Source organism: Pantoea sp. SGAir0215 (assembly GCF_043543215.1).
Window position 1 is genome coordinate 235,808 of the sequence record NZ_CP028032.1, and the last position, 18,076, is coordinate 253,883.

General features: G+C 53.7%; 21 protein-coding genes. 13 read left to right on the forward strand and 8 right to left on the reverse strand.

What is annotated here, in order from left to right; translation table 11 throughout:
- Nucleotides 1–49: 49 nt before the first annotated feature.
- Both clcA and C1N64_RS22065 read right to left on the reverse strand, forming a co-directional pair.
- Nucleotides 50–1,444: a H(+)/Cl(-) exchange transporter ClcA gene (gene clcA / locus C1N64_RS22060; protein WP_033742298.1), complete on the reverse strand. Its 1,395-nt coding sequence runs from the start codon at nucleotides 1,442–1,444 to the stop codon at nucleotides 50–52.
- Nucleotides 1,445–1,527: 83 nt separating this feature from the next.
- On the reverse strand, nucleotides 1,528–1,677 hold the full coding sequence (locus C1N64_RS22065; RefSeq protein WP_394515548.1) for a hypothetical protein: 150 nt from the start codon (nucleotides 1,675–1,677) through the stop codon (nucleotides 1,528–1,530).
- 22 nt (nucleotides 1,678–1,699) lie between these two features.
- On the opposite strand from C1N64_RS22065, the gene glsB reads away from it, so the two are divergent.
- A complete protein-coding gene (glsB, locus tag C1N64_RS22070) occupies nucleotides 1,700–2,620 on the forward strand; it encodes a glutaminase B (protein ID WP_006122057.1) in 921 nt (306 codons plus the stop codon).
- Nucleotide 2,621: 1 nt separating this feature from the next.
- Here glsB and C1N64_RS22075 read toward each other — a convergent pair whose 3' ends face one another.
- Nucleotides 2,622–3,563: a D-2-hydroxyacid dehydrogenase gene (locus tag C1N64_RS22075; protein ID WP_205954618.1), complete on the reverse strand. Its 942-nt coding sequence runs from the start codon at nucleotides 3,561–3,563 to the stop codon at nucleotides 2,622–2,624.
- 206 nt (nucleotides 3,564–3,769) lie between these two features.
- Between C1N64_RS22075 and C1N64_RS22080 the strand changes: the two genes are divergently transcribed.
- Both C1N64_RS22080 and C1N64_RS22085 read left to right on the forward strand, forming a co-directional pair.
- Nucleotides 3,770–4,195, forward strand: coding sequence for a DUF2946 domain-containing protein (locus C1N64_RS22080; protein WP_006122055.1), 426 nt, complete (start codon nucleotides 3,770–3,772; stop codon nucleotides 4,193–4,195).
- Between the two features lie 67 nt (nucleotides 4,196–4,262).
- Nucleotides 4,263–5,990, forward strand: coding sequence for a DUF2534 family protein (locus C1N64_RS22085; RefSeq protein ID WP_205954617.1), 1,728 nt, complete (start codon nucleotides 4,263–4,265; stop codon nucleotides 5,988–5,990).
- Between the two features lie 60 nt (nucleotides 5,991–6,050).
- Here C1N64_RS22085 and C1N64_RS22090 read toward each other — a convergent pair whose 3' ends face one another.
- Complete coding sequence (locus C1N64_RS22090) at nucleotides 6,051–6,269, reverse strand: MerR family transcriptional regulator (RefSeq protein WP_033742609.1); 219 nt, start codon at nucleotides 6,267–6,269, stop codon at nucleotides 6,051–6,053.
- 168 nt (nucleotides 6,270–6,437) lie between these two features.
- On the opposite strand from C1N64_RS22090, the gene C1N64_RS22095 reads away from it, so the two are divergent.
- From C1N64_RS22095 to crtB, 6 genes are all read left to right on the forward strand, one after another.
- A complete protein-coding gene (locus C1N64_RS22095; RefSeq protein WP_058702481.1) occupies nucleotides 6,438–6,968 on the forward strand; it encodes a YtfJ family protein in 531 nt (176 codons plus the stop codon).
- A 246-nt stretch (nucleotides 6,969–7,214) separates the two neighbouring features.
- Nucleotides 7,215–8,126, forward strand: coding sequence for a polyprenyl synthetase family protein (locus tag C1N64_RS22100; protein ID WP_033742307.1), 912 nt, complete (start codon nucleotides 7,215–7,217; stop codon nucleotides 8,124–8,126).
- 9 nt (nucleotides 8,127–8,135) lie between these two features.
- The gene (locus C1N64_RS22105; RefSeq protein WP_054687871.1) at nucleotides 8,136–9,431 is read left to right on the forward strand and encodes a glycosyltransferase; all 1,296 of its coding nucleotides are present in this window, start codon (nucleotides 8,136–8,138) and stop codon (nucleotides 9,429–9,431) included.
- Nucleotides 9,415–10,563, forward strand: coding sequence for a lycopene beta-cyclase CrtY (crtY, locus tag C1N64_RS22110; RefSeq protein WP_205954616.1), 1,149 nt, complete (start codon nucleotides 9,415–9,417; stop codon nucleotides 10,561–10,563). The genes C1N64_RS22105 and crtY overlap by 17 nt, the downstream gene beginning before the upstream one ends.
- A gap of 11 nt (nucleotides 10,564–10,574) precedes the next feature.
- Nucleotides 10,575–12,053: a phytoene desaturase gene (locus C1N64_RS22115; RefSeq protein WP_394515549.1), complete on the forward strand. Its 1,479-nt coding sequence runs from the start codon at nucleotides 10,575–10,577 to the stop codon at nucleotides 12,051–12,053.
- Nucleotides 12,050–12,979 carry a 15-cis-phytoene synthase CrtB gene (crtB, locus tag C1N64_RS22120; protein ID WP_205954614.1) on the forward strand — a complete coding sequence of 310 codons (930 nt, stop codon included), beginning with the start codon at nucleotides 12,050–12,052 and terminating at the stop codon, nucleotides 12,977–12,979. The genes C1N64_RS22115 and crtB overlap by 4 nt, the downstream gene beginning before the upstream one ends.
- On the opposite strand, the gene C1N64_RS22125 is transcribed toward crtB, so the two are convergent.
- The 3 genes from C1N64_RS22125 to C1N64_RS22135 form a co-directional block, all read right to left on the reverse strand.
- The gene (locus C1N64_RS22125; RefSeq protein ID WP_033742309.1) at nucleotides 12,918–13,445 is read right to left on the reverse strand and encodes a sterol desaturase family protein; all 528 of its coding nucleotides are present in this window, start codon (nucleotides 13,443–13,445) and stop codon (nucleotides 12,918–12,920) included. The two genes, crtB and C1N64_RS22125, sit on opposite strands and share 62 nt — an antisense overlap.
- A 112-nt stretch (nucleotides 13,446–13,557) precedes the next feature.
- Nucleotides 13,558–14,574: an NADPH-dependent aldehyde reductase Ahr gene (locus C1N64_RS22130; protein ID WP_006122045.1), complete on the reverse strand. Its 1,017-nt coding sequence runs from the start codon at nucleotides 14,572–14,574 to the stop codon at nucleotides 13,558–13,560.
- A gap of 12 nt (nucleotides 14,575–14,586) precedes the next feature.
- A complete protein-coding gene (locus tag C1N64_RS22135) occupies nucleotides 14,587–15,171 on the reverse strand; it encodes a flavin reductase family protein (protein ID WP_058702484.1) in 585 nt (194 codons plus the stop codon).
- A 343-nt stretch (nucleotides 15,172–15,514) separates the two neighbouring features.
- On the opposite strand from C1N64_RS22135, the gene C1N64_RS22140 reads away from it, so the two are divergent.
- Entirely contained in the window at nucleotides 15,515–16,066 is a 552-nt protein-coding gene (locus tag C1N64_RS22140; RefSeq protein ID WP_205954613.1) for a DsbA family protein, read from the forward strand.
- 59 nt (nucleotides 16,067–16,125) lie between these two features.
- Entirely contained in the window at nucleotides 16,126–16,539 is a 414-nt protein-coding gene (locus tag C1N64_RS22145; protein WP_006122042.1) for an ASCH domain-containing protein, read from the forward strand.
- 23 nt (nucleotides 16,540–16,562) lie between these two features.
- On the opposite strand, the gene C1N64_RS22150 is transcribed toward C1N64_RS22145, so the two are convergent.
- Entirely contained in the window at nucleotides 16,563–16,934 is a 372-nt protein-coding gene (locus C1N64_RS22150; RefSeq protein WP_205954612.1) for a YybH family protein, read from the reverse strand.
- A gap of 65 nt (nucleotides 16,935–16,999) precedes the next feature.
- On the opposite strand from C1N64_RS22150, the gene C1N64_RS22155 reads away from it, so the two are divergent.
- The gene (locus tag C1N64_RS22155; protein WP_006122041.1) at nucleotides 17,000–17,374 is read left to right on the forward strand and encodes a VOC family protein; all 375 of its coding nucleotides are present in this window, start codon (nucleotides 17,000–17,002) and stop codon (nucleotides 17,372–17,374) included.
- Between the two features lie 52 nt (nucleotides 17,375–17,426).
- Nucleotides 17,427–18,029 carry a LysE family translocator gene (locus C1N64_RS22160; RefSeq protein ID WP_054634070.1) on the forward strand — a complete coding sequence of 201 codons (603 nt, stop codon included), beginning with the start codon at nucleotides 17,427–17,429 and terminating at the stop codon, nucleotides 18,027–18,029.
- The last annotated feature ends 47 nt before the right edge of the window (nucleotides 18,030–18,076 follow it).

An 18,076-nucleotide genomic window follows, 5' to 3' on the forward strand; every position in this document is an offset into this window, starting at 1 on the left:
CATCCTTTTACAGATGGCGCGCGCCCTGCCTGCCGTAATCGGGGTGCTTTTACCGCGCCGTTGCCCCCTCCTCCTGAGGTTGTTGTTTTGCCAGCGTACGTGCCAGTATCGTTGAATACAGCGGTGTACCGCCGAAATACTGTGCAGAGAGTGTCGCACCGAGACAGGTAATAATCATCGGCAGGATCAACTGATAATTGTTGGTCATCTCCAGTACCAGAATAATCCCGGTGAGCGGTGCCCGAACTGAAGCGGCAAACAAGGCGCCCATGCCTGCTACGGCAAACGTCGCGGCTTCAAGATGATAGGCAGGGAACAGGTTAACGCACAGTTGCCCCACGCAGGTACCCAGTAAGGTGCCCAGCGTCAGCATGGGGGCGAAAATGCCCCCTGGGGCGCCAGAGGCAAAACACAGTAGCGTGACGACCGCCCGCAATAAAAATAAGGACAGTAAGGCAATCGACGTATAGTTTCCTGCGGTAAAGTCGGGGATGAGCGTAATCCCGCCGGTTACGCCCTGGGGCAATATCAGCCCCAGTAAGCCACATAAGCCGCCCAATAACGCCCCACCCAGGACCCAGCGTGATGTCCGTCCCTGATGCAGCCTTTGAAACAGATCCTGAAGGGTAAATATCAGGCGATTAAAAGCGACGCCACAACCACCAAATAAAATCCCCAGCAGTAAATATAACCAGAGCGTCTGGATCGGAGCGTCTTTTAACTGACCAATATTGATAATGGGCTGATTACCGTTCAGCGCAAGAAAAACGATGCTTGACGTACTGACGCCCACAAACACGGCTTTAATGGAGATAAGGCTAAAGCGGAACTGCAGGCGCATTTCTTCAATGATAAACAGAATGCCCGCCAGCGGTGCATTAAAGGCTGCGGCCAGACCTGATGCGGCCCCGGTAGCCAAAATAGTGTGGCGGGATTCAGAGGAGCGCATGCGAAAGATATCGAGGCACATACGCCCGATGTTACCACCAATCTGAACCGTCGGGCCTTCACGACCCAGCACCATGCCAGAACCAATTGCGCCAAGTCCGCCAAAGAATTTAACCGGCAACACGCGCCACCAGCGCACTGGCCTCAGTTCTTCCAGCGCACCTTCGATTTCAGGAATGCCCGAACCGCCTGCTTCCGGCGCAAAGCGCCTGACAAGAAAATAGCCTGTCGCGGCCAGCACGGCGGAAAAAATAAAAGCGTAGCAGCCAAGAAGAAAGACATTATTTTCATGCTGGCTCAGCCAGTTGACCCGCGAATGAATCACCCAGCCAACGGCTTTATCAAACGCCACCGCGGTCAGGCCAGTCAGCACACCCACCAGCGCGGCCATCAGCAGCAACGCGGCCGGTGTTTTGTCTCGACGTATAATATATTGCAACAGACGAAGCCGACGAGGCCGAAAAATCCCGTGTCGGTTTGAAACAGAAGCGCGCATGCCTGACCTCAAATATCCTGCTGAAAACTGACGACCCAAATTAAATCGAGAGGTTAGCGTATTTGAAGCATTATTCCTCGCTTTTATTTATCTCTGGATTTTACTACGTCAGCAACGCCTGCTGTTCTGCCACTCGCCACCCGCGAAGAACATGATTTCAGGATGTGCACGGCAATTTTATCCATAAACCATTGATTTGCGCCTGAAGGGCGCTCATCATCCTGCGCCATCATCGCTTATTCTGGAGTGAAACGTGTGACCACGCTGAGTAATGCCTTGCTGGAAGAGGTTCTTGAACAGGTTCGTCCCTTAATTCATCGCGGTAAGGTAGCCGATTATATTCCGGCACTGGCCGACGTGGCTGCCGATCATTTAGGTATTGCCGTCTGTCTGCGTGACGGCACAGTCTTTCAGGCGGGTGATGCTGAAACGCGCTTTTCCATCCAGTCGATTTCTAAAGTCCTCTCCTTAACTGTTGCACTGACGCGGTATGAGGATGCGGAGATATGGCAACGCGTGGGTAAAGAGCCCTCAGGTCAGCCGTTCAATTCACTGGTTCAGCTTGAACTTGAGCAGGGAAAACCGCGTAATCCTTTTATTAACGCCGGTGCGCTGGTGATCTGTGATTTGCTTGAAACGCGTCTTACAGCACCGCGCCAGCGTATGCTTGAGATCATCCGTCAACTGAGCCAGCAACCTGATATTCAGTACGATCGTCATGTCGCGCGTTCAGAGTTTGAACACTCAGCCCGCAACGCGGCTATCGCCTGGTTAATGAAGTCATTTGGCAATTTTGACAATGACGTGACCAACGTGATGCAGACCTACTTTCACTACTGCTCATTGTCCATGAACTGTATTGAACTGGCCCGCAGTTTTATTTACCTGGCAAACCAGGGAAAAACGCTTGACGGCTCGGCGCTCATAACGTCCCGTCAGGCCCGACAAATCAATGCTTTGATGATCACCAGTGGCATGTACGATGGGGCGGGTGAATTTGCCTGGCGTGTCGGCATGCCCGCAAAATCGGGCGTAGGTGGCGGTATTATTGCCGTGGTCCCGGGCGAAATGAGTATAGCGGTATGGTCACCCGGGCTGGACAGTGCAGGCAACTCGCTGGCAGGCACTGCCGCGCTGGAGTGCCTGACTGACAGGCTGGGCCGCTCAATATTCTGACTCAGCTGACAACATTTACAGGCCGGTTTTGCTCAAAGCCAGCCAGATTGACCATGATGCCTTGCAACAAATTGTGCATACCACTTTTGCTTGCCCAGGCAATATGCGGCGTGACAAGCAGATTCGGCACATCGGCCTGAAGCAGAGGATGATCGGCTGGCGGCGGCTCACTGCTCAGCACATCCAGTGCCGCTCCGGCTATCGTGCCCTGTTGCAATGCCTCCGCCAAATCAGCTTCATGAATCAGACCGCCACGCGCTGTGTTGATCAACAGCGCATGGGGTTGCATCTTATTCAGGGTTTCACTGTTAATCAGATGCCGGGTTTCTTCGCTCAGAGGACAATGCAGCGAGATCACATCGCTTGCGGCCAGCATTTCGTCAAAACTTACATAGCCCTCACGCACCCTGGTGCTGCCCCTGCGTTCGGCAAAGCACACCTTCATGCCGAGCGCCTGTGCCAGCCTGCCCACGGCGATACCAATGTCTCCTTTTCCCACAATGCCTAATGTTGCCCCCGCAATATCCTGAATCGGTGAACGGTGAAAACAAAAATGAGAAGAGGCAGGCCATACTTCACGCGTGAGCGTCGCGTATTCCACTATCTGGCGACGCAACGCAAAAATAAAGGCAATCACGCATTCTGAAACGCTTTGCGTTGAATAGCCGGGGATATTACTCACGACGATTCCACGTTCCCGACACACCGGAATATCAATGCAATCAAAGCCCGTGGCGGTGACGCAGATATAGCGCAGGTCAGGAAGCTGCGCCAGCGTCGCCGCACGCAGCGGGACTTTATTGGTGATGGCAATCGTTGCGCCCTTTAACGCCTCAATAATCTCATTGTCGTGCGTTTCTTCACGAAAACACCAGTCGCTGCACCAGTCAGGTTGAGGAGGAGGGACGGGCAGCGTGCCGCCATCAAGCGTTACGATTTTCATGACGTATCCTTTATCACGTTTTGCGGATGAATAATGTTGCTCAAATGTATGGCAGCAGTAACAGATAAGTTATTCTTAATATCTAATTAAGTGAAGGTGTTCAAAAGGTGCTAATTTTTTGGGGCAAAAAGGCATTTCTTTTAACCCTAAACTCTCTGACGCGTTACACTGCCGCCTCTATCGCGTACCCGACTACCGCCGTTCAGATGATTAACGCCACCCATTATAATCGACAACGTTTTACCGCCTGTCTTGCGATACTGGCGGTGCTGCTGTTGTTCATTGCACCGATGGTATCCAAAAATCTGGCTGAAAATCGTGACGCGATGGCGATGTCCGACATGTCGATGCTGGATCAGCATAACGATATGATCATGGCCGACATGCCGATGGGGGATCACCATAGCGATATGGCCATGGGCGATCACAGCATGATGATGAGTGCCTGTGGTTACTGCGATCTGCTCGTCCATATCCCCTTTATGCTGTGGGTGTTTATTCCGTTCATCTGGTTAATGTGTTTAATTAGCCGGGCCCCACCGACTCCCGATACGTTTTGCCCTCTGTTACCGCGCCACAAGCGGGTTTACCGGCAGCGCGCCCCACCATTGCAAATGCGCGCCTCAGCTTAATGTGATCTTTTCTTCTTCGTCATCCACGAAGAAGAAAAGCCCGGTATTCTCGAAATATGGAATCGCTATGAGTGTTTCACAAGAAATAACATCGCCGCCGCGCGGCACGGTACTGAATGTTTTGCGCCGTTTGCATTTTTACATTGGCCTGTTTATTGCGCCGTTTATTTTTATTGCGGCATTAACCGGCACGCTTTATGTCCTGACGCCACAGATAGAAAACGTAATTTATAAAGATGCGTTAACCGCGGAACCTGTGGGTGCCGCTCAGCCGCTGTCCGCTCAGATTGCTGCGGCGCGGCGATATTTTGGTGATGCGCGGATTTATGCGGTACGGCCTGCGCCCGGCGCTCATGACACCACTCGCGTGCAATTTACGGATGCACAGTCAGGCCCCTCAGAGTCACGCTCTGTTTTCATCGATCCTTATACGCTTCGCGTCAAAGGTGATATGACCGTATACGGCACCAGCGGCGTGTTACCTCTGCGGATGTGGCTTGACCAGATGCATCGTGGACTGCTGCTGGGGGATGTTGGCCGCAACTACAGTGAACTCGCGGCGTCGTGGTTGTGGGTAGCGGCGCTGGGCGGGATCGTGTTGTGGTCTGGTACCCGGCCCCGGCGTCAGGTAAAAACGCGCAAGACGGGTTTTGCACTGACACGATACTGGCATATTACGCTGGGCCTAGTGTTATCTCTGGGGTTGATCTTTTTCTCCGTTACGGGATTGACCTGGTCGCAGTGGGCCGGGAGCAATATTGATAAAATGCGTAGCGATCTTGGCTGGCTGACACCGCAGGTCAGAACGGCGTTAAACGGGGCTGCACCCTCTGCGCCTGCCGATCCCCACGCCGATCATCATCCCGACATGGACGGCATGGTGATGGAGACTTCAATGCCGGGTCATCATGCCAGTATGCCCGCCGTATTCAATCAGCCGGACGCGGACTGGGACAGCGTTGAACACGCCGCGCGCCTGGCCGGTTTACACGCTGCCAAAATTGAGCTGCGCCAGCCCAAAAACCCTGACCAGGCCTGGACGGTCAGTGAGATAGATCGTCGCTGGCCGACGCAGGTCGACTCGGTATCCGTAAATCCGCATGACTTCAGCATTGTTGATCATGTTGAGTTTGCCCGTTTCCCGCTGGTCGCAAAACTTACGCGCTGGGGCGTGGATGCGCATATGGGCGTGCTGTTTGGCTTACCCAATCAGTTGCTTCTCGCGTTCTTTGGTTTTGGTTTGTGCGCCATGATCGTGCTCGGCTACCGCATGTGGTGGATTCGACGCCCGGCACTGCCGCAGGCCAATCCAGTGCAAACGCTGCTCGCGGCCTGGCTGGCGTTACCCCGCTATCTTCAGGGCTCAAGCCTGATTCTCGCCCTGGCTCTGGGTTATGCGTTGCCGCTGATGGGCGTCAGTTTAGTGGTCTTTGTGCTTCTGGATCTGCAACGCTGGCGTAAAGCGCAGCGTGCGGTACGCCAGGTGGTCGCTACGCCGGAAGATCAACAATCGCCGCTGGCGATTGTGCAGTCCCGTTTTGCAGTAAAGCGTAAAGAGATGCGCTATTTCCTGCGCAGTGTCGCCATTCTCGCCATTATTGTCGGAACGGTGATGGCTCGCGCCATGGTGAGTGGTGTAATTGAGCAATACAATATTCCGTTCAGCGACTGGACCGCGATGATGTATATCACGCAGGCCTTGATGATTTTGCTTTATACAACAGTGTTTACAGGCTTAATGTCCATTCCGCTCTGGTACTTCTTCCTGGGTGAAAGCGACGAGCAAGGTAAATAAACAATGACGCCCGCTAAAAGCGGGCGACAGTGCTGTCAGGCATAATAACGTTTTGTCCGTTCAGTGATGATGGATAACATGGGCACGTTGTAGCGCATGTTTAAACTGCCGCACATCCTCGCGTAACCAGTGACGCTGCGTCAAAGGCAGATGCTCCAGCCCCTCAGGCAATGGTACCCCATATAACGCCCCACGATTGCAAAGCGCTCTGACCAGGCTTGTTTGCGAAATACCCAGATAGGTCGCCATTTCGGGTAATGTCATAAACTCTGCATGCATGTTCACCTCCCAACCTGTCGTTAATGCTGCATTTTTGTTCAATTCAGGGCGGTTCTTATTGATCTGCGTCATATACACGCATTAAACAGACGAAAGAGGGAGAAAGTTGCTAAGCTGGAAGTTCTCCTGAAGACAACATGAGAAGACCACGTGCAACGTTATGGATTGATGGTGCTTTTTCTTGTTTCCTGTTGGTCTCATGCTCACACATTTACGATGGGCAAACCTGTTCCGGCCGTTTCTGTCGCAGATAAAGGTGAAATGCAGTTACGCAACGGTCAAATTCACTACCAAACCTGGAACAGTCAGTCACTTACAGGAAAAGCCCGTTTACTTATTCATGTGGCTGGCCGGTTATCGGCTAAAGAGCAGTCCGCAGGCCTCATCAGCGCCATTCAGCAGGCCAGTCTGCCGGAAAAGACCTTTCAGACAACCACCATCGTTAATACCGACGATGCGCTGCCGGGCAGCAGTATTTTTGTGGTTAACAGCATTCGCGCCAGTAAAAAAGCGTCGCCGTGGCAGCAGTTCATCATTGACAGCAGTGGCCTTGCCCGCCATCGCTGGCAGCTTAAACCGGGCGGGGCGGCGGCAATTGTTCTTGACGCACAAGGCAATGTGCAATTTGCCAAAGACACTCCCCTGAGCGCGGATGACATTTCACAGATTATTTCGCTATTACGGGCGCTGACGCGCTGAAGAACGATCCAGGTGATTAAGGCCAGTCCGGCAGAGGGCAGTGACGGAGGTTGATGAATTTCCCCTCTTTTCTTAAAGCTCAACTAGTATTAATTATATGGGTTTAGCCCAATAAAAACTGAAAACCCGAACGGTAAAAAAACGGGTAGCCCTGCCAACGATGCTCTGGCAGTTAAAGTGTCTTTTAAAATGGCATCGCACGTTTTAGCGTTGTCGTAAATGTATCCGTTAATAAGGACAGCCCGAATGACGGTCTGCGCAAAAAAACACGTTCACCTTACTGGCATTTCGGCTGAGCAGTTGCTGGCTGATATCGATAGCCGCCTTGATCAGTTACTGCCGGTTCAGGGTGAGCGGGATTGTGTGGGTGCCGCGATGCGTGAAGGCACGCTGGCACCGGGCAAACGTATTCGTCCGATGCTGCTGTTATTAACAGCGCGCGATCTTGGCTGTGCGATCAGTCACGGGGGATTACTGGATTTAGCCTGCGCGGTTGAAATGGTGCATGCTGCCTCGCTGATTCTGGATGATATGCCCTGCATGGACGATGCGCAGATGCGTCGGGGGCGTCCCACCATTCACACGCAGTACGGTGAACATGTGGCGATTCTGGCGGCGGTCGCTTTACTCAGCAAAGCGTTTGGGGTGATTGCCGAGGCTGAAGGTCTGACGCCGATAGCCAAAACTCGCGCGGTGTCGGAGCTGTCCACTGCGATTGGCATGCAGGGTCTGGTTCAGGGCCAGTTTAAGGACCTCTCGGAAGGCGATAAACCCCGCAGCGCCGATGCCATACTGCTAACCAATCAGTTTAAAACCAGCACGCTGTTTTGCGCGTCAACGCAAATGGCGTCCATTGCGGCCAACGCGTCCTGCGAAGCGCGTGAGAACCTGCATCGTTTCTCGCTCGATCTCGGCCAGGCCTTTCAGTTGCTTGACGATCTTACCGATGGCATGACCGATACCGGCAAAGACATCAATCAGGATGCAGGTAAATCAACGCTGGTCAATTTATTAGGCTCAGGCGCGGTCGAAGAACGCCTGCGACAGCATTTGCGCCTGGCAAGTGAACACCTTTCCGCGGCATGCCAAAACGGCCATTCCACCACCCAACTTTTTATTCAGGCCTGGTTTGACAAAAAACTCGCTGCCGTCAGTTAAGGATGCTGCATGAGCCATTTTGCGGTGATCGCACCGCCCTTTTTCAGCCATGTTCGCGCTCTGCAAAACCTTGCTCAGGAATTAGTGGCCCGCGGTCATCGTGTTACGTTTTTTCAGCAACATGACTGCAAAGCGCTGGTAACGGGCAGCGATATCGGATTCCAGACCGTCGGACTGCAAACGCATCCTCCCGGTTCCTTATCGCACCTGCTGCATCTGGCCGCGCACCCACTCGGACCCTCGATGTTACGACTGATCAATGAAATGGCACGTACCAGCGATATGCTTTGCCGGGAACTGCCCGCCGCTTTTCATGCGTTGCAGATAGAGGGCGTGATCGTTGATCAAATGGAGCCGGCAGGTGCAGTAGTCGCAGAAGCGTCAGGTCTGCCGTTTGTTTCGGTGGCCTGCGCGCTGCCGCTCAACCGCGAACCGGGTTTGCCTCTGGCGGTGATGCCTTTCGAGTACGGCACCAGCGATGCGGCTCGGGAACGCTATACCACCAGCGAAAAAATTTATGACTGGCTGATGCGACGTCACGATCGTGTGATCGCGCATCATGCATGCAGAATGGGTTTAGCCCCGCGTGAAAAACTGCATCATTGTTTTTCTCCACTGGCACAAATCAGCCAGTTGATCCCCGAACTGGATTTTCCCCGCAAAGCGCTGCCCGACTGCTTTCATGCAGTGGGACCGTTACGGCAACCCCAAGGGACGCCGGGGTCAGCAACTTCTTATTTTCCGTCCCCGGACAAACCCCGTATTTTTGCCTCGCTGGGCACCCTGCAGGGGCATCGTTATGGCCTGTTCAGGACCATCGCCAAAGCCTGCGAAGAGGTGGATGCGCAGTTACTGTTGGCACACTGTGGCGGCCTCTCAGCCACGCAGGCAGGTGAACTGGCCCGGGGCTGGGACATTCAGGTTGTGGATTTTGCCGATCAATCCGCAGCACTTTCACAGGCACAGTTGGCAATCACACATGGTGGGATGAATACGGTACTTGACGCTATTGCTTCCCGCACACCGCTACTGGCGCTGCCGCTGGCATTTGATCAACCTGGCGTGGCATCACGAATTGTTTATCATGGCATCGGCAAGCGTGCGTCTCGGTTTACCACCAGCCATGCGCTGGCGCGGCAGATTCGATCGCTGCTGACTAACACCGATTACCCGCAGCGTATGACAAAAATTCAGGCCGCATTGCGTCTGGCAGGCGGCACACCAGCCGCCGCCGATATTGTTGAACAGGCGATGCGGACCTGTCAGCCAGTACTCAGTGGGCAGGATTATGCAACCGCACTATGATCTCATTCTGGTCGGTGCCGGTCTGGCTAACGGCCTTATCGCGCTCCGGCTTCAGCAACAGCATCCGGATATGCGGATCTTGCTTATTGAGGCGGGTCCTGAGGCGGGAGGGAACCATACCTGGTCCTTTCACGAAGAGGATTTAACGCTGAACCAGCATCGCTGGATAGCGCCGCTTGTGGTCCATCACTGGCCCGACTACCAGGTTCGTTTCCCCCAACGCCGTCGCCATGTGAACAGTGGCTACTACTGCGTGACCTCCCGGCATTTCGCCGGGATACTCCGGCAACAGTTTGGACAACATTTATGGCTGCATACCGCGGTTTCAGCCGTTCATGCTGAATCGGTCCAGTTAGCGGATGGCCGGATTATTCATGCCAGTACAGTGATCGACGGACGGGGTTACACGCCTGATTCTGCACTACGCGTAGGATTCCAGGCATTTATCGGTCAGGAGTGGCAACTGAGCGCGCCGCATGGTTTATCGTCACCGATTATCATGGATGCGACGGTCGATCAGCAAAATGGCTACCGCTTTGTTTATACCCTGCCGCTTTCCGCAACTGCACTGCTGATCGAAGACACACACTACATTGACAAGGCTAATCTTCAGGCCGAACGGGCGCGTCAGAACATTCGCGATTATGCTGCGCGACAGGGTTGGCCGTTACAGACGTTGCTGCGGGAAGAACAGGGTGCATTGCCCATTACGTTAACGGGCGATAATCGTCAGTTTTGGCAACAGCAACCACAAGCCTGTAGCGGATTACGCGCCGGGCTGTTTCATCCGACAACCGGCTACTCCCTACCGCTCGCGGTGGCACTCGCCGATCGTCTCAGCGCGCTGGATGTGTTTACCTCTTACTCTGTTCACCAGACGATTGCTCACTTCGCCCAGCAACGTTGGCAGCAACAGGGGTTTTTCCGCATGCTGAATCGCATGTTGTTTTTAGCCGGACCGGCCGAGTCACGCTGGCGTGTGATGCAGCGTTTCTATGGCTTACCCGAGGATTTGATTGCCCGCTTTTATGCGGGAAAACTCACCGTGATCGATCGGCTACGCATTCTGAGCGGCAAGCCGCCCGTTCCCGTTTTCGCGGCATTGCAGGCAATTATGACGACTCATCGTTGAAGAGCGACTACATGAAACCAACTACGGTAATTGGTGCGGGCTTTGGTGGCCTGGCACTGGCAATTCGTTTACAGGCCGCAGGTATTCCTGTTTTGCTGCTTGAGCAGCGCGACAAGCCGGGTGGCCGGGCTTATGTTTATCAGGAGCAGGGCTTTACTTTTGATGCAGGCCCTACCGTTATCACCGATCCCAGCGCGATTGAAGAACTGTTTGCTCTGGCCGGTAAACAGCTTAAGGATTACGTCGAGCTGTTGCCGGTCACGCCGTTTTATCGCCTGTGCTGGGAGTCCGGCAAGGTCTTCAATTACGATAACGACCAGGCCCAGTTAGAAGCGCAGATACAGCAGTTTAATCCGCGCGATGTTGCGGGTTATCGAGCGTTCCTTGACTATTCGCGTGCCGTATTCAATGAGGGCTATCTGAAGCTCGGCACTGTGCCTTTTTTATCGTTCAAAGACATGCTTCGGGCCGCACCCCAGCTGGCAAAGCTGCAGGCCTGGCGCAGCGTTTACAGTAAAGTTGCCGGCTACATTGAGGATGAGCATCTTCGGCAGGCGTTTTCTTTTCACTCGCTCTTAGTGGGGGGGAATCCGTTTGCAACCTCGTCCATTTATACGCTGATTCACGCGTTAGAACGGGAATGGGGCGTCTGGTTTCCACGCGGTGGAACCGGTGCGCTGGTCAATGGCATGATCAAGCTGTTTCAGGATCTGGGCGGCGAAGTCGTGCTTAACGCCCCGGTCAGTCATATGGAAACCGTTGGGGACAAGATTCAGGCCGTGCAGTTGGAAGACGGCAGACGGTTTGAAACCTGCGCGGTGGCGTCGAACGCTGATGTTGTACATACCTATCGCGATCTGCTGTCTCAGCATCCCGCAGCCGCTAAGCAGGCGAAAAAACTGCAATCCAAGCGTATGAGTAACTCACTGTTTGTACTCTATTTTGGTCTCAACCATCATCACGATCAACTCGCCCATCATACCGTCTGTTTTGGGCCACGCTACCGTGAACTGATTCACGAAATTTTTAACCATGATGGTCTGGCTGAGGATTTTTCGCTTTATTTACACGCACCTTGTGTCACGGATCCGTCACTGGCACCGGAAGGGTGCGGCAGCTATTATGTGCTGGCGCCTGTTCCACACTTAGGCACGGCGAACCTCGACTGGGCGGTAGAAGGACCCCGACTGCGCGATCGTATTTTTGACTACCTTGAGCAACATTACATGCCTGGCTTGCGAAGCCAGTTGGTGACGCACCGTATGTTTACGCCGTTCGATTTCCGCGACGAGCTCAATGCCTGGCAAGGTTCGGCCTTCTCGGTTGAACCTATTCTGACCCAGAGCGCCTGGTTCCGACCACATAACCGCGATAAGCACATCGATAATCTTTATCTGGTTGGCGCAGGCACCCATCCCGGCGCGGGCATTCCCGGCGTAATCGGCTCGGCGAAGGCGACGGCAGGCTTAATGCTGGAGGACCTGATTTGACGAATACGTCATTACTGAATCATGCCGTCGAAACCATGGCGGTTGGCTCGAAAAGCTTTGCGACTGCATCGACGCTTTTCGACGCCAAAACCCGTCGCAGCGTGCTGATGCTTTACGCATGGTGCCGCCACTGCGACGACGTCATTGACGATCAAACACTGGGCTTTCATGCCGACCAGCCCTCTTCGCAGATGCCTGAGCAGCGCCTGCAGCAGCTTGAAATGAAAACGCGTCAGGCCTACGCCGGTTCGCAAATGCACGAGCCCGCTTTTGCCGCGTTTCAGGAAGTCGCGATGGCGCATGATATCGCTCCCGCCTACGCGTTCGACCATCTGGAAGGTTTTGCCATGGATGTGCGCGAAACGCGCTACCTGACACTGGACGATACGCTGCGTTATTGCTATCACGTCGCCGGTGTTGTGGGCCTGATGATGGCGCAAATTATGGGCGTTCGCGATAACGCCACGCTCGATCGCGCCTGCGATCTCGGGCTGGCTTTCCAGCTGACCAACATTGCGCGTGATATTGTCGACGATGCTCAGGTGGGCCGCTGTTATCTGCCTGAAAGCTGGCTGGAACAGGAAGGACTGACGAAAGCGAATTATGCTGCGCCAGAAAACCGGCAGGCCTTAAGCCGTATCGCCGGGCGACTGGTACGGGAAGCGGAACCCTATTACGTATCATCAATGGCCGGTCTGGCACAATTACCCTTACGCTCGGCCTGGGCCATCGCGACAGCGAAGCAGGTGTACCGTAAAATTGGCGTGAAAGTTGAACAGGCCGGTAAGCAGGCCTGGGATCATCGCCAGTCCACGTCCACCGCCGAAAAATTAACGCTTTTGCTGACGGCATCCGGTCAGACAGTTACTTCCCGGATGAAGACGTATCCACCCCGTCCTGCTCATCTCTGGCAGCGCCCGATCTAGCCGCATGCCTTTCTCTCAGCGTCGCCTGAAGTTTAGATAACGGTGGCGCGTACAGAAAACCAAAGGACACGCAGCCCTCTTTTCCCCTTACAGCATGATGCATACGGTGGGCCATGTATAACCGTTTCAGGTAGCCTTTGCGCGGTATGTAGCGGAACGGCCAGCGCTGGTGTACCAGTCCGTCGTGGACCATAAAATACAGTAAGCCATAAGCGGTCATGCCTGCGCCAATCCACTGGAGCGGCCAGATTCCTGTACTGCCGAAGTAAATCAGGGCAATCGACACAATGGCGAATACCACGGCATAGAGATCGTTAACTTCAAATGCGCCTTTACGCGGTTCATGATGTGAAAGATGCCAGCCCCAACCCCAGCCGTGCATGATGTATTTATGTGCCAGTGCAGCAACCACTTCCATGCCGACCACGGTGATAAACACGATCAGGGCATTCCAAATCCACAACATAATCTCTCCAGTACAGACGTCCGGCATCAAGCGTGAGGAGTTAATTTTAACAGAGATTAGCCCGTCTACTTACGGGAAAGAGAAAAGGCGCGCCAGAAAGGCGCGCCTGGCATCAGAAATCCGCCTTCAGAACCACGCGGTAATTGGCTTTACCCGCGCGTACGTGCGCCAGCGCATCGTTAATTTTGGACATTGGAAAGTACTCTACCGTCGGGGCGATATCCGCACGACCGGCCAGCTTCAGCAGTGAACGTAACTGAGCCGGAGAGCCCGTTGACGAGCCAGTAACGGCACGGTCACCCAGAATCAGACTAAAAGCCGGGACATCGAAAGGTTTCAGCACCGCGCCGACCGTATGGAACTTGCCGCGAGGAGCCAGTGCCGCAAAGTACGGCTGCCAGTCGAGATCGACCGCGACAGTGCTGATAATCAGATCGAACTGACCGGCCAGCGCTTTCAGCGCCTCGGGATCGCGACTGTTCACCACATGGTCTGCCCCCATGTCGAGGATAGCCTGCTTTTTGCTTTCAGATGAACTGAACGCCGTTACTTCCGCCCCCATGGCATGCAGGATTTTAATGGCGATATGACCCAGTCCACCAATTCCGATCACACCAACCCGGCTCATCGCCGTGATGTTGTGCATCAGCAGAGGCTTAAATACCGTGATACCGCCGCAGAGCAGTGGGCCTGCCGTGGCAGGATCCAGTTTTTCCGGCAGCGGAATAACCCATTGCCAGTTAGCACGCAGCTTCTCAGCGAAACCGCCGTGGTTGCCGATGGTCGTCGTCGTACCCTGTGCACAGTTAACGTGATCGCCACTGATGCAGGGATCGCAGTGCTGGCAGCTCTTGGCCGTCCAGCCAATGCCCACGCGCTGACCAACTTTCAGCCCTTTATTTTTTGCACTGTCGCCCAGTGCGGCTACGCGTCCGATGACCTCATGGCCAGCAACCACGGGATAAGCCGAAATTCCCCACTCGTTATCGATCATCGACAGGTCGGAGTGACAGACACCACAATACTCAACCTCGACTTCAACATCTTCAGCGTCCAACGGGCCGGGATCATAGTCGTAACGCTCCAGCGCTTGTCCCGCCTGCATGGCTGCGTAACTCTTAATTGTCATTCTGTACCTCTTTTAACGCGTTGATTTGGCAGTCAGCGTATTCGCAACGGTCACGAACTGACCACCGCCAAGATGATGTAATGTATGGAGCGCGGGATCCACGGCCTCGAAATGCCAGCGGCCGTCATAAAATACCCGGCTGTCAGCCGCCGCAGTGATCACCTCACCAAACAGCGTGTCATAGGCCTGTTGCGCTTCCGTTTCAGGCAGCAGACGGCACTCCATCCACGCGACACAGCTCTCTTCCAGCAACGGCACGCCATAGTGCGGACTTTCGTGTGCCTGAATAGCGAAGTCGGCAAACTTGTCCTGATCGCGCCCGGACGTGCTGCCCACCGCATAAGCCATATCCACAAAACCCGCCGCCGGTACACAAATGCCAAATGCCCCGCTGGCTTCAATGATCTCACGTGACAATGTGGATTTATCCACAACGATAGCCATTCTTGCTGGTGTGAACTCAACGGGTACCGACCAGGCTGCGGCCATGATGTTGCGGCGCTTTGACTGACTGTCGCGACTGGTAATTAACACCGTGGGACCGTGATTAAGCAGACGGCTTGCGTGTTCCAGCGCTACCGGACGAAAATGCGACATGCAGTGTTCCTCAGACCTGAACCAGGCATAAATGACGCGACTGAACCCCAATATCAGGGAATAAAGCGCGTTACCTTAGCGGCTTTTATTTCGCTTCAGTTTGCCGCTTTGTGCCTTAACGTTAAAAATAATGTTTAATATCATGATTTAACATTGATGAAATCTGATAGTGCTGGCCTTTAAAGCGAAACCGCCGGATAGCTAATTCTAGTTTGGTTTGGTTTGATGTGGGAGAAATGAGATTAATCCTTATCGGTTTAAAATAAGGTCTGCACTGGCAGAACCTGGCTAAGTTTGTCACAGTCATTGAAGCCAACTTTCATGCTTTACAACAGGAGCCGCTATGAACAATGAAACACTACGGGCAGAACCGCTTACCTGGGGTCATGGGCCTCATCTTTTTGAAGTTTTTATCGAGCCCACCTGCCCTTTCTCCGTTCGGGCTTTCAATAAGCTGGATGCGCTCCTGAGCCTGGTCGGAGAAGATAAGATGACGCTTAAAGTCCATCTTCAGTCCCAGCCCTGGCATATGTATTCCGGGGTTATTGTGCGCTATATTCTTGCCGCCTCAGTACAAGGTAAAGCGGCGGCTAAAGCCGTCCTCCAGGCGGTGGCCGATCACCGCGAAGCGTTTGAGTTCACTGACCACTGCCGTGGTCCTAACATGGACACCACGCCTAACCAACTCCTGGCACGGCTCAGGGATTACAGCGGCATTGATGCTTATGCGGCTTTCGATCGCCCTGACTTACAAAATCTGGTGAAATGGCACTGTAAGTATGCCCGTCAGAACGGGATTCATGTTTCGCCAACCTTCATGATTAATGGTCTGGTCCAGCCCGATATCGGCAGCGGCGATTCGGTTGAACAGTGGGCAGAACGCCTTCTGGCCTGATATTCCCCTGCGATGCACACAAACTGAGTGGATAACCCATAAACGGACGTAATATTCCCATGACAATGAATGTGGAACAAATAAAGGCTAAATATCCTGGCGCACTGTCGTGGTCATTTGGCGATTCACCTGAGCTGGCGAATGAACTGGCGACCCTGGTCCTGACCGGGAAGAAAATTGCCACCTGCAGCTCGTTGCAGGGCTGGTACGATGACGACGTCAGGCCGCTGCCTGGCGGTTACAACATTATTTTAGATGGCGAGAAAAAACCGCTGTGCGTCGTCAGAACGACCGGGCTTTTTCTGACGCGCTTTGATCGCGTCACGCCGGAAATGGCCATGATGGAAGGAGAAGGCGACCTGAGTCTTGAATACTGGCAGCGTGAACATCAACGCTTCTTCCAGCGCAACGGCGGATTCAGTCCCGAAATGGAGCTGATCTTTGAAACCTTCCAGCTGGTGGAAGTCATCTGACAAACCGCCCGTTCGCGCCCGTATTACATCCGAACGGGCGTTTTCATTCCGGGGCAGCAGGCCGAATCAACGGTGCAGCGCCATTGACCATCGCTGTCCCGGCGAAACAAATAGGTGGCGCGCCGGGTCGTTTCAACATGGTTTTCCTGCTGACAGGGATAACGCAGCACGGTTTCCATGATCACCAGCGCCGTTTTCCCCCTCTCAATGACCGCCATTCGGCCCTGCTCAACCACCCGCTTATCCTGAACAATGGCCTTGCGCGTTACCCTCATTCCCGGCTTTACCACCAGGCTGGCACCCTCTGCATAGTGCTGCATCAATGCGTCGTAATCACGGGAAGTCATCGCCCTGTCGCATCGTCTGATAACCTGTAAAACAGGTAGCTCATTCATCAGCTCTTCCGCACGCATTGCGGGTATGTTAAGTATATGCTTACCGATGTTAAAAGGAGTTAATCATGTTTAGTCATATGGTTGTTGGTACAGACGATATTGAGCAGGCAAAAAAATTCTATGACGCCATTTTTGCCGTAATAGCGTGTGAAGAGCAGGGAATTGATGCCATAGGCCGCCCTTTTTATTCGAAAAATAACCAGCGTTTTATTGTCACTAAGCCCATTAATGGTCAACCGGCCACCTTTGCCAATGGCGGAACCATTGGCTTTGCGATGCCCTCATCTGACGCCGTCTTCCGCTGGCATCAGCAGGGTCTCGAAAACGGCGGAACCTCGGCTGAATCCCCACCGCATATCAGAGAAACCGATGGTCGCTGTGTCGCTTATCTCAGAGATCCCACCGGTAACAAGCTGTGTGCTTTTTACAATCCGTCATAGTGTATGACCGGTTCTGTACACGCAGCGAAAAAGCCTTGTAAACGGAGAGCCGTTGGATATTAATCTCGCTGGCTTTCTGCCTGCACTGTTGCCGATTGCGCTGTCACCTGGGGCGAGTTTCACTCTGGCGATGAACAGTGCACTTACATCAGGCTACAGAGGCTTGTTTAAAACACTGTTCGGCACTGCGCTGGGTATTTACACGCACGCGCTGCTGATTGGACTGGGGCTGTCGACGGCGCTGGTGGCGTCATCCACACTGTTCACCTGGTTAAAAATCGTGGGGGGCGTTTATTTACTGTGGCTTGGCGGACTGCTGTTTATCACCGGGATAAAGACAAAAACCTTTACGCTGAACGCTATGGACAGCGCGGTGACGATAAAAGGCGCCTGGCTGGCCAACGTCATTAACCCTAAAGCTATCCTGTTCTACCTGACGGTGGTTTCCCAGTTTACAGGCGACAGAACCGATTTGGCTGCCTTCCTGAGCCTGGCCACCGTACACATTGTAGTGATGTGTCTCTGGCTCACGCTTATCAGCCAGCTACTGGTTTTTTCAGCGCAAAGCGTGAATCCCGTTGTTCTGAAACGCTATGTAAACATGGCAGGGGGCCTTTTGCTGATAGTGATTGCCGTACACAACCTGGTATCCTGATCGTCAGCTCAACGCGGTCATCATAACTTTCATTCATATCGGAAGGC

Excerpts from the sequence above, each read along its gene's own strand:
- clcA (WP_033742298.1), bottom strand. The coding sequence starts at position 1,444 with ATGCGCGCTTCTGTTTCAAACCGACACGGGATTTTTCGGCCTCGTCGG.
- C1N64_RS22065 (WP_394515548.1), bottom strand. The coding sequence starts at position 1,677 with ATGATGGCGCAGGATGATGAGCGCCCTTCAGGCGCAAATCAATGGTTT.
- C1N64_RS22075 (WP_205954618.1), bottom strand. The coding sequence starts at position 3,563 with ATGAAAATCGTAACGCTTGATGGCGGCACGCTGCCCGTCCCTCCTCCT.
- C1N64_RS22080 (WP_006122055.1), top strand. The coding sequence starts at position 3,770 with ATGATTAACGCCACCCATTATAATCGACAACGTTTTACCGCCTGTCTT.
- C1N64_RS22085 (WP_205954617.1), top strand. The coding sequence starts at position 4,263 with ATGAGTGTTTCACAAGAAATAACATCGCCGCCGCGCGGCACGGTACTG.
- C1N64_RS22090 (WP_033742609.1), bottom strand. The coding sequence starts at position 6,269 with ATGCATGCAGAGTTTATGACATTACCCGAAATGGCGACCTATCTGGGT.
- C1N64_RS22095 (WP_058702481.1), top strand. The coding sequence starts at position 6,438 with ATGGTGCTTTTTCTTGTTTCCTGTTGGTCTCATGCTCACACATTTACG.
- C1N64_RS22100 (WP_033742307.1), top strand. The coding sequence starts at position 7,215 with ATGACGGTCTGCGCAAAAAAACACGTTCACCTTACTGGCATTTCGGCT.
- C1N64_RS22105 (WP_054687871.1), top strand. The coding sequence starts at position 8,136 with ATGAGCCATTTTGCGGTGATCGCACCGCCCTTTTTCAGCCATGTTCGC.
- crtY (WP_205954616.1), top strand. The coding sequence starts at position 9,415 with ATGCAACCGCACTATGATCTCATTCTGGTCGGTGCCGGTCTGGCTAAC.
- C1N64_RS22115 (WP_394515549.1), top strand. The coding sequence starts at position 10,575 with ATGAAACCAACTACGGTAATTGGTGCGGGCTTTGGTGGCCTGGCACTG.
- C1N64_RS22125 (WP_033742309.1), bottom strand. The coding sequence starts at position 13,445 with ATGTTGTGGATTTGGAATGCCCTGATCGTGTTTATCACCGTGGTCGGC.
- C1N64_RS22130 (WP_006122045.1), bottom strand. The coding sequence starts at position 14,574 with ATGACAATTAAGAGTTACGCAGCCATGCAGGCGGGACAAGCGCTGGAG.
- C1N64_RS22135 (WP_058702484.1), bottom strand. The coding sequence starts at position 15,171 with ATGTCGCATTTTCGTCCGGTAGCGCTGGAACACGCAAGCCGTCTGCTT.
- C1N64_RS22140 (WP_205954613.1), top strand. The coding sequence starts at position 15,515 with ATGAACAATGAAACACTACGGGCAGAACCGCTTACCTGGGGTCATGGG.
- C1N64_RS22145 (WP_006122042.1), top strand. The coding sequence starts at position 16,126 with ATGACAATGAATGTGGAACAAATAAAGGCTAAATATCCTGGCGCACTG.
- C1N64_RS22150 (WP_205954612.1), bottom strand. The coding sequence starts at position 16,934 with ATGAATGAGCTACCTGTTTTACAGGTTATCAGACGATGCGACAGGGCG.
- C1N64_RS22155 (WP_006122041.1), top strand. The coding sequence starts at position 17,000 with ATGTTTAGTCATATGGTTGTTGGTACAGACGATATTGAGCAGGCAAAA.